This is a genomic window from Micromonospora sp. NPDC048935, from assembly GCF_043197875.1.
Taxonomy (GTDB): domain Bacteria; phylum Actinomycetota; class Actinomycetes; order Mycobacteriales; family Micromonosporaceae; genus Micromonospora.
On sequence record NZ_JBICTZ010000006.1, the window covers coordinates 156,720 to 170,161 of the forward strand.

The window sequence follows — 13,442 nt, forward strand, 5'->3', positions numbered from 1 at the left end:
GACCGTCAGGACTGGAAGCGGGTCCCGTTCCACCAGTTGTTGCCCGGTGCCACCGCGGCGGCGTCGTCGTAGCGGTCCTTGTGGCGCCACCAGTCCCACGGGTGCTCAAGCTGGTCCTCCTGGCGACCCAGGTGGGTGATGTCGAGATAGTTGTAGAAGCTCTTGAAGATGTCGCCACCGCGGTCGTAGATCGAATACGTGTGGAACACCTCGTCACCCTCGCGGTAGAAGGCACTCACACCGGGCGAGTCGCCGAGCTCGGTGGTCACCTCGTAGTCGCGGTTGAAGTCGCTGTCGGCGCCCGAGGAGTACCAGGGAACGGTCCACCCCATCCGCTTCTTGAACGCCTCAAGCTTGGCGAGCGGCGCGCGTGACACCAGCACGAAGGTGGTGTCACGGGCCCACATGTGCGAAAGCTCTCCCACGCTGTCGGTCTGCATGGAGCAACCGATGCAGCCCTCGGTGTCCTCCGGCGCGAACATGAAGTGCCGCACGATGAGCTGCCGCCGGCCCTCGAAGAGGTCGAGCAGCGTGACCTCACCGTCCGGTCCGTCGAAGCGGTAGTCGTTCTCCACCCTGACCATCGGCAGCTCGCGCCTCGCCGCGGCGATCATGTCGCGGGCCTTGGTGACCTCTTTCTCCTTCTCCAACAGATCCCGGCGGGCGATGAGCCATTCCTCGCGGGTGACGACCTTCGATCGGGACATGGAACTCCTCCGGATAATCACAGGTCTCCCGGCGACGGGACGCCGGGAGACGCCAAGGCGAAGAGGGACGCGGATCAGGTCTGCCGCAGCTGGTCCGCCAGCCGCTCGCCGATCATGATCGAGGTGAGGTTGGTGTTGCAGCTGACGATCGACGGCAGCACCGACGCGTCCGCGACGTACAGGTTCTCGACGCCGTGCACCCGCAGGTCCTCGTCGACCACGGCGCCCTCGTCGTCGGCGGTGCCCATGCGCGCCGTGCCGACCGGGTGGTAGCCGCTGTCCAGGCTCAGTCGCACGTAGTGGCGCATCATCTCGTCGTCGGCCACCATGTCGTTGCCGAGCACGATGAACCGCTTGCCGCGCTCCGCGATGCCCGGTGCCTGCATCATCTGCCAACACGTTCGGACGGCGTCCACCAGCACGTCCACGTCGCGTTCGGTGGACAGGAAGTTGAGGTCGATGTCCGGCGGGGCCATGGGATCCGCCGAGGTGAGCACCATGCGGCCGCGCGACTCGGGCTTCTGGTGCACGACCATGACCCCAAAGATGACCTTGTCGGCCGCGAGCATCTGTAGCTCGGGGAAGAGCGTCAGGTCGAAATGATTGATCATGTAGTACTGCAGGTCGTTGAACTTGTCCGAACCCGGCGCCGTGGTGCGCACGATGGTCTGGAGGAACGCGTCCGTGGTGTCGAAGGTGCCGGGCTCGGGGACCATGAACGCGCCGGTGCGCGGGTGGTCGATGAGTACCGCGCCGACGCCGGGCCGGTTGACCACGACGTCGATGCCGAGCCGGGTGAGGTCCTCCGCGGGGCCGACGCCCGAGCGCATGAGGATCGACGGCGAGCCGATCGAGCCGGCGGCCAGGATCACCGTACCGGCCTCGATCTCCTCGCCGCCGCCACCTGGCACGGCCACCTCGACGCCACGAACCCGGTTGACGGTGAACAGCAGCTTGTTCACGTGTACGCCGGAACGGATCATCAAATTGCTCCGTGCGCGGGTGGCCTCGTCGAGGTAGCCCATCGAGGTCGACCAGCGGACCTTGGTGTCGCGGCGGTTGGAGGGGACGGGGCCGACGCCGGTGGCTTCGGGATGGTTGTGGTCAGCCACCTCCGGGAAGCCCGCCTTGCGGGCCGCCTCCAGGAACGACTGCTGCACGGGGGCCAACTCCTCCGGCCGCCACCTGCGGATCGGGATCGGGCCGCCACGACCGTGGAACTCGTTGTCGAAGTCGAGGTCGTCCTCGAGCTTCTTGTAGTACGGCAGCACCTTCTCCCAGGACCAGGACGGATTGCCGGCCGCGACCCACTCGTCGAAGTCCTGCGGGGTGCCGCGCAGCGCGATCGTGGCACCGACCGCGGAGGAACCGCCGGTGACCTTGCCCCGCGGGTAGATGATCCGGCGGCGATCGGTGATCTCGGCCTTGAAGTGCCAGTCGTGCGCGTCCATCGACATGGCGCTGCCGTCGAGCAGGTCCCGCGGGGTAGCGTCGACGGTGGCGAAGTCGGGACCGGCCTCGAGCAGCAGGACCCGCCGCGCGGAATCCTCACTCAAGCGGGCGGCCAGCACGGCGCCGGCGGAGCCGGATCCGACCACCAGATAATCGAACTCAGGCATGGTCGCGTCCTTAGTGTCGTGAAGGGTGCGCGAATGCGCGGGAGCCCCACGAGCATGCCCATCCGACAACCGGCGTTACTTCTCCGCCGTTGCCCGGGCCCGCGCCGGGCGCGGATGCCCGCGCCGGCGCGCACGGCCCAGCGACGCCGTGGCCGCCTCGTACGAGTCGCCCGCGCCGACGGCCAACGAGCGGAGCTGCCCGTCGAAGCAGGCGTCGGCGTTGTAGGGCTCGATCAGGTAGCCGCCGAGTTCGAGCATGACTAGCCCGTGCAACGCGATCCACATGTTCTGTGCCGTGAAGAGTGGATCTGCCGCGCGGAACCGTCCACGGTCGACGGCTCGGGAGACGGCCGCCAACAGTGGCTCCAACGTGTAGCGGCCGTGCTGGCGGTCACCGTTGTCCAGCGCGAAGCCACCGAGCGCGGCGCTGCCGAACATCACCACGTACAGCTGCGGGTGATCGAGGGCGTTGGCCCGATACGCCGCACCGAGCGCCATGATGTCGGCCACCGGGTCGGCGGTGGCGCGCACGAGGGCCATCCGCCGTTGCAGGCGGGCGAAGCCCTCGTGGACCAACGCCCGCACGAGGTTCTCCATGCTGCCGAAGTGGGTGTAGACGGCGGTGGTCGAGGTGCCAACAGCAGTGGCGAGACGTCGCGTGGTCAGCCCGGCGGTGCCCTCCTCGGCGAGCAGCCGGGCCGCGGCCTCGATCAGGGATCCGGCCAGCTGGGGATCGATGCGCCGCGGGCTCATGTTGACATGATCTCACGCCGTACGTAGCGTCTATACGTAACGCTGTTACGTAACGATTGCTCTCGCAGGCTCCGGGAGGACCCGATGGCCGAGCGCACCGAGATGGAACCGCCGGTCACCGGCACCCTTCCCCCCGAGCTGAACGGCCGGTTTCTGCGGATCGGCCCACAGCCTGTGCGCCCCGGCCGGTCCACCCATGCCCTCGTCGGCGAGGGCATGGTCCACGGTGTGCGGCTGCGCGACGGCCGGGCCCTCTGGCACCGCAACCGCTGGGTGCGCAGCGACGGCGCAGCCCGAGCCCTCGGCGAACTGCCGCTGCCGGGCCCACGGCACGGCCTCTGCGACATCACCAACGGCACCGTCATCCATCACGCCGGTCGCACGCTCGCGCTCGGCGAGGCCGGCGCGCTGCCGGTCGAGCTCGACGAGGAACTGCGGTCGGTCGCACGCATCGACTTCGATGCCACGCTGCCGCACGGCTTCACGTCCCACCCCGAACGCGACCCGGTCACGGACGAGCTGTTCGCGGTGGCGTATTACCACGAGCTGCCGTACGCCGAACACCTCGTCGTCGGCGTGGACGGTCGGGTGCGGCGAGTCGCGCGGATCCCCGTCGTGGGCACGCCGATGATGCACGCGGTGGCGCTGACCGACCGCCACACCGTTCTGTTCGATCTGCCGGTGGCACTCGACGAGCGCCTGGTGCGGGCTGGATCCCGCTTCCCGTACGCCTGGCAGGCTGAGCGTCCGTCTCGGATCGGCCTGCTTCCCCGCGAGGGCCGCGGCGAGGACGTGCGCTGGTTCGAGACGGACCCCTGCTACGTCTTCCACCCCGTCAACGCGTACGAGGACAGCGACACCTGCGTCCTGGACGTGATCCGGCACGAGCGCGTCTTCGACCGCGACCTGCTCATGCCCGGCGAGACACCACCGACGCTGTGGCGCTGGACGCTCGACCTGCGCCGCGGCACCGTCAGCGGCAGGCCGCTGCACGACCTCCCGCAGGAGTTCCCCCGCATCGACGACCGCCGCAAGACGAGACCGCACCGCTACGCGTACACGATCTCCATGCGCTGCGACAGCGGCGCACTCAGCGGTCCCGCCCTGCTGCGTCACGACCTGCTGCGGGGCACGACCGAGACGCACGACTTCGGTCCGGGCCACGAGGCCGGCGAGGCCGTCTTCGTCCCGCGTGGTCCGCTCGCGGCCGAGGACGACGGCTGGATCCTCGCGTACGTCCTGGATCGGCGCACCAGCCGCAGTGACCTGGTGGTGCTCGACACGGCCGACTTCGCCGGCGAGCCGGCCGCGACCGTACACCTCGGCTCGGCGGTGCCCGGCGGTTTCCACTCCACGTGGTTGCCGACGTAGCGCGATGTGGCCGTTCGGTCAGAAAGCGCCTGTCCCGACGGAGAGGACAAGCTGGAAGAGGTGCACGCGGCGAGCCGGCCGTAACTTGCGAGGGACCGCGCGGAGAGAACCGCACCTACGGGAGGGTCCCCACCCATGACGCAAACCGCCGTGACTGCCAAGCTCGGGCTGATCAAGCAGCTCAACGAACGTCACCACAAGGCCGCTCTCAACACCTTCCTGGTCGTCGTCATCGGCCACTGGGCCGAGCACCTCGTCCAGGCCTACCAGATCTGGATTCTCGGCCTGCCCCGGCCGCAGGCACGGGGCGTTCTCGGCCAAGTCTGGCCGTGGTTGGTCACGTCGGAGTGGCTGCACTACGGCTACGCCATCGTCATGCTGGTATTCCTCTTCCTGCTGCGGCCGGGCTTTGTCGGGCGGTCGCGGACGTGGTGGACGGTGGCCCTGGCGATCCAGTTCTGGCACCACATCGAGCATTTCCTGCTGCTGGTCCAGGCACAGACCCACCACCCCTTCTGGGGCCAGCCGGTGCCCACAAGCATGCTCCAGTTGGTCTTCCCACGGGTCGAGCTGCACCTGTTCTACAACTCGATCGTCTTCATCCCGATGGTGATCGCGATGTACCTGCACGCGCGGCCAAGCCTGGCCGAGAAGAACGAGATGGTGTGCAGCTGCGTCGGCCACCGGCGCGACAGTACGCACGCCCTGGCCGCGCATGCCGCGTGAGCGCGGACCGCGTGCCGGCCGCTGGGGCCGGCGCGCGGTCGCACTGCTGGCCGCGTCCTCGGCGGCACTGCTGCCACTGCCCGGAGTGGCCCACGCTGACAACGCCCCGGTCCTGGCCGACCCGCCGTCGGGTGCTGCGCTGACGACCGCACCCGGCGCGGTGACGCTGCGGTTCGCGGACGATCTCTCCGGCGACGACTCGCACGTCACGGTGTCGGATGCCGGCGGCAGGAACGTCACCGTTGGCGAGGCCACCCAGGCGGGGCCGGCCCAGATGCGGGCGCCGATCCAGCCCTCGGCACAGGGCGACCTCACGGTCGCCTACCATGTCATCTTCCGCGACGGCGACAGCGCCACCGGCGTCTACCGGTTCAGCGTCGGCACCGGCGTGGCGCCGGCCCCGTTGTCCGGCGTCGCACTCCAGGAGGCGACCTCGGCCGTCTCGCGACACACGCACCAGGTGGACGGGGCCAGCGCCGTTCTGCTGATAATCGACGGCGCGGTACTGCTGGCCGTGCTGTTCCTCCTGTGGTCCCGGCCCAGGACCGGAGGGCGGGCCTCGTGGCGGTACCAGCAGGAGTGATCGACGCACACGGACCACGACAGCGGCGCCAGCGGACCTTCCGCCGGCGCCGCTGTCGTATACCTAGCGCTTGTCGGCCTTTTCGGGAATGGGGAAGAACGCGCGCAGGAAGATGTCGAACCCACGGTCACCGATCGTCGCGCGCATCTTGGGCAGCAGCCGCGACGGCATGCCGAGTCGGTAGCGCGGCCGCGGGTTCTCCACCGACACCGCCTTCTCGATCACCTTGGCGACATCCTCGGCCCGTACCGCTATCCGACCGCGCAGGGGCGGGTGGTCGCTGAGCCGGTACGCCTGGTGCCAGTCGACGAAGTACTCCCAGAAGTCCCGGTAGAGCGCCGGATTGTCGTGCGACTCCATGCCCAGGTCGGACACGGAGTCGGGGACGAAGCCGCCGAGCACCGGCGATGGTTCGATGAGCACCACCTTGATGCCGAACTTGGCCACCTCAAGGCGCAGCGAGTCGCCGATCGCCTCGAGCGCGTGCTTGGTGGCCTGGTAGTAGCCGCGTCCCGGGGTGGCGAAGTTGCCGAAGATGGACGACATCAGCACCACCCGCCCGCCGCCCTGCTCCCGCATGCCGGGCAGCACCAGCTGGGTGAGTCGGCACAGTCCGAACAGGTTGGTCTCGAACTGGCTGCGCACCTCGTCCATCGGCGTCTCGCCGATCGTGCCGTTGAGGCTGTAGGCGGCATTGTTGATCAGCGTGCCCACCGCGCCGTGTTCCTCGGTGATGCGCTTGACCGCCGTCACCATCGAGTCCTCGTCGGTGACATCGAGGTGAAGCGTGGTGATGCCCTCGGCGGCCAGCGGCGCGAGGGCCGCCATGTTGCGGCCGGTCGCGTACACCGGCCAGCCGGCGCGATGCAGCCGCAGCGCCGCGGCCTGCCCGGAGCCGGAGGACAGACCGGTGCCGGAGGACGCGCCGGTCAACAGCACCGCGCGGGAGCGGGTCACTGGTCGCCCTGCCGAGCGATCCGGCTGCGCTCGACCGACGAGCCGAGACCCGTCGCGTCCACCAGCCGGTTGATGAACGCGAACAGGCTGGCCACGAAGACCGCCTCCAGAATCTCCGCCTCGCTCCAGCCGGCCTGCCCGGCCCTGTCCCAGTCCTGGTTGGTGATCTTGTACGCGCCGGTGCTGACCTTCTCGACCAGCTTCATCAGCGGCAGGGTCTTCTCGTCGACGCCGAGATCCTCGGCCGTGTCCGCCGTGGAGACCGCCTCCACCAGCTCGTCGCTGCCACCGAACTGGTTCAAGAACCAGCTGTGCGTGCCCACGCAGTAGGGGCAGCCGTTCAGCTTCGACGTCCACGCCGCGATGAGCTCGGTGAGATGCCGTGGCAGCGTGGTCCCGCTGAAGATCCCCCCGTAGCCGGCCACGATCACCTCGAGGAGGCGCGGCTCGGTTGAAGCAAGTCGGAACATGTCCGGAACAAAGGGCAGCCCGGTCCGCTCCTTGACCCTCTCGTACAATTCTGCGGTACGTCCGACCGCGTCCTCCTCCTCGATCATGGTGACCCTGACGCGCGGCTCCTCCACGGTCGTTTCCATGGCGCTTCTCCTTTTGCGAACGATGGCAGGAACGATCGGCACGGCACTCGCTCGCCGCGTCTGGGCAGCTCATGGCCACCGCCGCCGATATCGCTCGCCCATGATGGCACGATCAGGAGGCCACCTTGATCTCCCGTATTGCCTAGTCGGTAATGCATTTCGCACAAGGCTGCAATCATTGTCGGGACGAGCCGCAGTTTCGATCGATATCATGTTCGTGTCCGAACCGACCAATGAGGTAATCATGCATGCAGGACTGTTACGACCCATTCTCGGTGTCCTCGGCCTCACCCAGGTCCGGCACGTGACCCCGGTGCGGCGCGGCGCCGCGACCGGCCTCGTGGGCCGGGTCTACCGCCAGGTCGAGCACGACTTCGGAGTACTCGCTCCGCCGATCGCGCTGCATGCCGGCGCCCCACCGGCGCTGGCCGCCGCGTGGGTGATGTTGCGCGAGATCATGCTGGTGCCCGGCACGCTGTCGCGGGCGCAGAAGGAGGCCATTGCGGCCGAGGTGTCCCGGCAGAACCGCTGCCCATACTGCGTGACCGTCCACGAGACCGTGGTGCGCCGTCTCGGCCCGCCGGCCACGGGCCCCGCACCGGCCGGGGCCGACCCCGAGGCGGTCGCCATGTCTCTGGTCATGAACTATCTCAACCGCATGGTGAACGTGTTCCTGCGCGAGGTGCCGCTGCCACCCCACGTACCCACCAGAGCGCTGCGACCGGTCATGCGGGTGCTCGGCACCGACATGCTGGCCGCCGCGACCCGCCGGCACCCGGTTGGCGCCTCGCTCGACCTCCTGCCGGACGCCGACCTGCCGGACGACCTCGCCTGGTCGGCGGCGGCTCCCACAGCCGCCCCGGCGCTGGCCCGCGCCGCCGCCGCCATCGAGGCCGGCGGCCGGCGAGCGCTGCCCGACCCCGCGCGCGAGACCGTCCTGAGGGCACTGTCGGGCTGGCACGGCGAGCCGATGGGCATCAGCCGCCGCTGGACGGACGACCTGGTGACCGACCTGCCGGCGACGGCGCGGCCGACGGCTCGGCTGGCACTACTCGTCGCCCTGGCATCATTTCAGGTCGACACCGCGTTGATCGTGGAATGTCGGGCCGCGGGTGCTGATGATCAAACGCTTCTCGAGCTGAGCTCCTGGTCAGCGATGATTGCGGCGCGTCGAAAAGCATCACTGATCACCATTGGATCACGACAGTGACGTGTGTCGACCAAAGCGGGCATTTACGGAACTATTATGACCATGCTGTCGACGCTTTTGCATTAAGCGCGGCCGACTAATTTGTTGCTCTTTAAAATCGGCGGATATTGATGCTACGATGTCACCAAGCGAGACGTGCCGTACACCGTCGGTGAGCTGGTGCATGATCCGGAAGCGGCACGGAAACGGGGGAGGACTGAGTGGTGGGCCGAGACCTGCGAACGTAGCCGCGTCGATGGACGTGGCTACCGTGATTTTGCTGCCGCCCTCCACACGCGTGCGGCACCCCCAGCCTGGGCAGCCCCGACAATCCAAGACCGATGGGCGCGCCCGCACCACGAATCCTTCCTTGCTGCCTCGGAATGGAGTAACTCATCGTGCAGAAAGCTATTGAGCGTGCCATCTCCACAATGTGGGACCGCTACGACGAGCCATTGTCCTTGGATGCGATGGCCCACTCCGCCTACCTCAGCCGCTTCTACTTCTCGCGGCTGTTCCGTTCAATGACCGGCACCTCACCGGGGCGATTCCTGACCGCCATCCGCCTCTATCAGGCAAAGATCCGCCTACGCGAGACCGACATGAGCGTAACGGATATCGCCTACGGCGTGGGCTACAACAGCCTCGGTACGTTCATCAGCCGGTTCACCCGCAGCGTCGGCGTCTCACCGGCCCGCTACCGAGCGCTCGCCGAGGCGGGCATGCCCCGTCTTTCCGAGAGCGACACCGGCTACGGGCGGCCCGGCGGGTCAATACGCGGCCGGATCGTGCTGCCCCCGCTGGACATGCCGGTCCGGGTCTACGTCGGAGCGTTTCCCGACCCGATCGTGCAGGGTCACCCGTTGGCTTGTGACATCGTGGAGTCCTCCGGCCAGTACGTGTTGGCCGACGTGCCGGCGGGCGAGTGGTTCCTGCGCGCCGCGGCCATCGGGCTGCCACCCGCGGGCGGCTGCGCGGAGCAGACCCTCCCGGTGACTCCGCGACCCTTGGCGGTCGGCACGTACGACAATGTCAAAGTCACCCGCGGTGAGAAGGTCACGGCGCACCTGGAACTGCACCGCAGCTGCATCTTCGACCTGCCGATCCTCATGGCGCTGCCGGAGCTCGACAGCCGGGCGGCGGGCGGACCGCCGCGCGGACGCCGTCCCTATGCGCGGGTGGCCGAATAGCGCGGTGCGGGCCCCCTCCCCCGCTCCGGCAGCGGCGGGCCCCTGCACCCGCGGAGGCGACACTCACGGTCCGTAGCTGGTGCCCCCGCGGGTGCGGAGCACCCGCCGGGTGCCGGCAACTCAGGCCACCGGCACCGGTGCGGCGAGGGTGCCGACCTGGCGGGACGAGACCAGGCCCGCACGGTGCAGCCAGCGAACGGTGTCGGCCAGCGTGTCGGCGAAGGGCCGCGGCTCGATCCCAAGGGCGGCCGGCAGCGGGTCGACCCGGCTGTCACATGCGCAGACGTAGCAGGCGCCGTACTCGGCCGGAATGTGCCACGGCCACACCCGCTGCAGCACGTCGGTCATCGCGGCGGCCGGCAGCATGGCCCGCGCCGGCAGGAACAACGTCGGCAGCGACCGGCCGGTCACCTCACGGACCGTCCGCACGTAGTCGCGCGTGCTCACGTACCGGCCCGGCCCGAAAACCCGCCCGCTGCCCTCGCTGGTCAGCAGGCCGGCGAGCAGCGCCGCCGTGTCGCGCACGTCGCCGATCGGGAAGCCGCCGGTCGGCCAGATCGGCATGAACCCGCGCAGCACCGCGCGCAGCCGACCGGTCTGGTCGCCGAGACGCGGGTCGTCCGGCCCGAGCAGCGCCGGCGGGTAGACGATCACCACCGGCGAGCCGTCCCGCTGGTGCCAGCGCGCGATCCGTTCGGCCTCCGCCTTGCTCGCCAGGTAGGTCTCCCTGGCGGCACCGACCGGCGAGTCCGGACCGACGACCCGCCCCGGCGCCGGCAGCAGCGCGCCGAACGTCGAGACGTGCACCGTACACGCCACCCCGGCCCTGCGCGCCGCCTCAAGCACCACAGCGGTGCCGCGCGCGTTGACCCGGCGCGTTTCCGCCCGTCGGCGGCTGTCGAACGAGTACACCGAGGCGGCGTGCAGCACGTACTCGACGCCCCGGACAGCCCGCGCGACCGTTGCCGCGTCGGTCACGTCGCCGACCACGAACTCCTCAACGCCCGGTAGCTCCGGCTGCCTCCCCGGGCGCGCCAGCACCCGGACGCGGTGCCCGGCGCGCAGGAGCGCCGCGACCACGTGCGTGCCGACAAAACCCGTGCCACCCGTCACCAGGACCGTCATCGTCACTCCGTCCGCCTCGCCGAGAAGACGCCCAGATCGTCTCCTCGCGGACCGCCAGAACGCTTCTCCGAGCGTGCGGTCGTGACGGCAAAACCGCAGCTCAGAGGGCAAGGCCAGAGTGGCCGGGCGGAGCCGCGTAGCCGGACGATGCCAACAGGAGCAATGCCGACGAACGGGAGCAGCAGGTGGCTGGCATCATCCGGGCGCTCAGACGCCGAATCTTCACCCCGGACATCGCGGAGACGACCGTGGCCGTCCGGGGATTTCACGACAAGAACCGCGAGGCACGCGAGGTCCTCGAGACGGTCGGCGCGAGCTTCCTGCGAGGGCTGTCGGCGGCGGCCGGGGCACGCGAGGTCACCGACATCGACACGGATCTCGCCGACCTCTCGACCCGGTTCAGGGGCTTCGCGTACGAAGGGGCCGGCATGGGTTTCGCGCTGGTGGACGCGGTCAGCCCGGGCCGACGGAGGCGTACTGCCGAGTTCCTCGCCGGGCCGGGCGCACCACACGTCTACATGGTGTATGTCGGGGTCGGCTGGGCCCTGGCCCGGCTGCCACGTCCACTGTGGGGGCGCGCGACCGCCGCGACGACCGATCCGCTGCTGCGTTGGCTCGTGCTCGACGGGTACGGCTTCCACCAGGCCTACTTCAAGACCCAGGAGTACGTGTACGCCCACCGCGACATCCCGTCGTTCCCATGGCCGGTGGACGGGCCCCCGACGTACGCTCCGCGCGTGGTCGACCAGGGCATCGGCCGGGCCTGCTGGTTCGTGGCCGGATCCGATCCCGAGCAGGTCGCCAATCTCATCGACAACTTCCCGGCCCACCGCCGTCCGGACCTCTACGCGGGCATCGGACTGGCGGCCACGTACGCCGGGGGCGTCCGCGAGGACGAGCTACGGGTGCTGGTGGACCGCGCCGGTGCGAACGCCCCGTGGCTCGCCCAGGGCAGCGCGTTCGCCGCGAAGGCGCGCGAGCGCGCCGGGCTGCTCGTGCCGCACACCGAACTGGCCACGAAGATCCTCTGCAACGCGACAGTGCGCGAGGCCGCGGCCATCACGGACGAGGCCATCCCGGCCGGACCGGACGACGCCGGCACTCCGGCGTACGAGCTGTGGCGTTCCGCCATCGCCGAGCGCTTCGGCGCAGAAGCCCGGGTGCGACGGTGACCGCCGTCGCACAACGGCCGCGTCCCGCCACTCCGCCCGGACCCTCCGTCTGGACCGCTCCGGCCATGCTGGTCAGGATGGCGAGAAACCGCCTGAACGTCATGCGCGACGTGTCGGCCCGCTACGGCGACGCCGTACGTCTGCCGCTGGGTCCCAAGACGCTGCACTTCTTCAACCATCCCGACCACGCCAAGCACGTGCTCACCGAGAATCCCGGCAACTACCACAAGGGCATCGGGCTCTCGCATTCCCGGCGGGTGCTCGGAGACGGGCTGCTGACCAGCGAGGGCGAGCTGTGGAGGAAACAGCGCAGGACGATCCAACCGGTGTTTCAGGCCCGCCGCATCGCCGCACAGGCCGACGTGGTCGCGCAGGAGGCCGTACAGATGGCGGCCCGGCTGCAGCAGGCGGTGGGCCGGGGCCCGGTCGACGTGCGCCACGAGATGACCGAACTGACCCTTGGTGTGCTCGGCCGCACCCTGCTGGAGGCGGACCTGAGCGAGTACGGCGGCATCGGCACCGCCTTCGAGGCGGTGCAGGACCAGGCGATCTTCGAGATGATGTCGCTCAGCAGCGTGCCGCCCTGGGTGCCGCTGCCCCGCCAGCTACGGTTCCGGCGGGCCCGCGCGGAGTTGCAGGAGATCGTCGACCGGTTGGTGGCCCGGCGCCGCGAGGAAGCCCACGACGACCTGGAGCAGCGCGATGACGTCGTGTCCCGGCTCATCGTGTCGACCGGCCGGGAGGCCGACCCTCGGGTGGGTCGCCAGCGCATGCGCGACGAGCTTGTGACGCTGCTGTTGGCCGGCCACGAGACCACCGCCAGCACGTTGTCCTGGGCGTTCTACCTGCTCGACGAGCACCACGAGGTGTGGGAGCGGATGCACGAGGAGTCGCTGGCCGTGCTCGGTGACCGCACGCCGACCTACGACGACCTGCACCGGCTGCGGTACACGGCCATGGTGGTCGACGAGGTGATGCGCCTCTATCCCCCGGTGTGGCTGCTGCCCCGCGTGGCGCTGGCGGATGACGAGGTCGGCGGCTGGCACGTCCCCGCCGGCGCCGACCTGGTCCTGTGCCCGTACACGCTGCATCGGCACCCGGAGTTCTGGCCGGACCCGGAGCGGTTCGACCCCGACCGGTTCGACCCCGACCGGCCGGTCGACCGGCCGCGGTACGCGTTCATCCCGTTCGGTGCCGGACCACGGTTCTGCGTCGGCAACAACCTGGGCATCATGGAGGCGGTGTTCGTGCTCGCCTGCGTGACGCGGCAGTTGCGCCTGAGTAAGGAGCCGGGCCACCAGGTGGTGCCCGAGCCCATGTTGACGTTGCGCATCCGCGGTGGCCTCCCCATGAGCGTCCACGAAGCCTGACAACGCACCGCACGTAGAGAGGGCCGGGGATCCCCGGCCCTCTCTACGTGCGTCTGTGGGAGCCGGGCCTCCGAGGAGGACCGC

13 protein-coding genes are annotated in these 13,442 nt (G+C 69.5%); 7 read left to right on the plus strand and 6 right to left on the minus strand.

All coding sequences use genetic code 11. The annotated features are described in order from the left end of the window. Positions 1-5 precede the first annotated feature (5 nt). The 3 genes from ACGFIW_RS18595 to ACGFIW_RS18605 form a co-directional block, all read right to left on the minus strand. Entirely contained in the window at positions 6-707 is a 702-nt protein-coding gene (locus ACGFIW_RS18595; RefSeq protein ID WP_393316882.1) for a DUF899 domain-containing protein, read from the minus strand. A gap of 74 nt (positions 708-781) precedes the next feature. Beyond that, on the minus strand, positions 782-2,326 hold the full coding sequence (locus ACGFIW_RS18600; RefSeq protein WP_393316885.1) for a GMC family oxidoreductase: 1,545 nt from the start codon (positions 2,324-2,326) through the stop codon (positions 782-784). 75 nt (positions 2,327-2,401) lie between these two features. Further along, positions 2,402-3,079, minus strand: coding sequence for a TetR/AcrR family transcriptional regulator (locus ACGFIW_RS18605; RefSeq protein ID WP_393316888.1), 678 nt, complete (start codon positions 3,077-3,079; stop codon positions 2,402-2,404). 84 nt (positions 3,080-3,163) lie between these two features. Here ACGFIW_RS18605 and ACGFIW_RS18610 point away from each other — a divergent pair, with 84 nt between their 5' ends. The 3 genes from ACGFIW_RS18610 to ACGFIW_RS18620 all read left to right on the plus strand — a co-directional run bounded on the left by ACGFIW_RS18610 (position 3,164) and on the right by ACGFIW_RS18620 (position 5,759). Then, complete coding sequence (locus ACGFIW_RS18610) at positions 3,164-4,450, plus strand: carotenoid oxygenase family protein (protein ID WP_393316891.1); 1,287 nt, start codon at positions 3,164-3,166, stop codon at positions 4,448-4,450. A gap of 135 nt (positions 4,451-4,585) precedes the next feature. Continuing rightward, positions 4,586-5,176: a hypothetical protein gene (locus ACGFIW_RS18615; protein ID WP_393316894.1), complete on the plus strand. Its 591-nt coding sequence runs from the start codon at positions 4,586-4,588 to the stop codon at positions 5,174-5,176. Continuing rightward, positions 5,166-5,759 (plus strand): copper resistance protein CopC, encoded by a 594-nt coding sequence (locus ACGFIW_RS18620; protein ID WP_393316896.1) that lies wholly within the window; start codon positions 5,166-5,168, stop codon positions 5,757-5,759. The genes ACGFIW_RS18615 and ACGFIW_RS18620 overlap by 11 nt, the downstream gene beginning before the upstream one ends. Positions 5,760-5,822: 63 nt before the next feature. Here ACGFIW_RS18620 and ACGFIW_RS18625 read toward each other — a convergent pair whose 3' ends face one another. Both ACGFIW_RS18625 and ACGFIW_RS18630 read right to left on the minus strand, forming a co-directional pair. Next, complete coding sequence (locus ACGFIW_RS18625) at positions 5,823-6,716, minus strand: SDR family NAD(P)-dependent oxidoreductase (protein ID WP_393316898.1); 894 nt, start codon at positions 6,714-6,716, stop codon at positions 5,823-5,825. After that, positions 6,713-7,312, minus strand: coding sequence for a carboxymuconolactone decarboxylase family protein (locus ACGFIW_RS18630; protein WP_393316901.1), 600 nt, complete (start codon positions 7,310-7,312; stop codon positions 6,713-6,715). Before ACGFIW_RS18630 ends, ACGFIW_RS18625 begins: the two co-directional genes overlap by 4 nt. Here ACGFIW_RS18630 and ACGFIW_RS18635 point away from each other — a divergent pair. Both ACGFIW_RS18635 and ACGFIW_RS18640 read left to right on the plus strand, forming a co-directional pair. Further along, a complete protein-coding gene (locus tag ACGFIW_RS18635; RefSeq protein ID WP_393316904.1) occupies positions 7,311-8,522 on the plus strand; it encodes a carboxymuconolactone decarboxylase family protein in 1,212 nt (403 codons plus the stop codon). The genes ACGFIW_RS18630 and ACGFIW_RS18635 overlap by 2 nt on opposite strands. A 377-nt stretch (positions 8,523-8,899) precedes the next feature. Continuing rightward, positions 8,900-9,691: a helix-turn-helix transcriptional regulator gene (locus ACGFIW_RS18640; protein ID WP_393316906.1), complete on the plus strand. Its 792-nt coding sequence runs from the start codon at positions 8,900-8,902 to the stop codon at positions 9,689-9,691. A gap of 120 nt (positions 9,692-9,811) precedes the next feature. On the opposite strand, the gene ACGFIW_RS18645 is transcribed toward ACGFIW_RS18640, so the two are convergent. Beyond that, positions 9,812-10,816 (minus strand): NAD-dependent epimerase/dehydratase family protein, encoded by a 1,005-nt coding sequence (locus ACGFIW_RS18645; RefSeq protein ID WP_393316909.1) that lies wholly within the window; start codon positions 10,814-10,816, stop codon positions 9,812-9,814. Positions 10,817-11,001: 185 nt separating this feature from the next. Between ACGFIW_RS18645 and ACGFIW_RS18650 the strand changes: the two genes are divergently transcribed. Both ACGFIW_RS18650 and ACGFIW_RS18655 read left to right on the plus strand, forming a co-directional pair. Beyond that, on the plus strand, positions 11,002-11,988 hold the full coding sequence (locus ACGFIW_RS18650) for a DUF1702 family protein (protein WP_393316911.1): 987 nt from the start codon (positions 11,002-11,004) through the stop codon (positions 11,986-11,988). Then, on the plus strand, positions 11,985-13,358 hold the full coding sequence (locus ACGFIW_RS18655; RefSeq protein WP_393316913.1) for a cytochrome P450: 1,374 nt from the start codon (positions 11,985-11,987) through the stop codon (positions 13,356-13,358). The genes ACGFIW_RS18650 and ACGFIW_RS18655 overlap by 4 nt, the downstream gene beginning before the upstream one ends. The last annotated feature ends 84 nt before the right edge of the window (positions 13,359-13,442 follow it).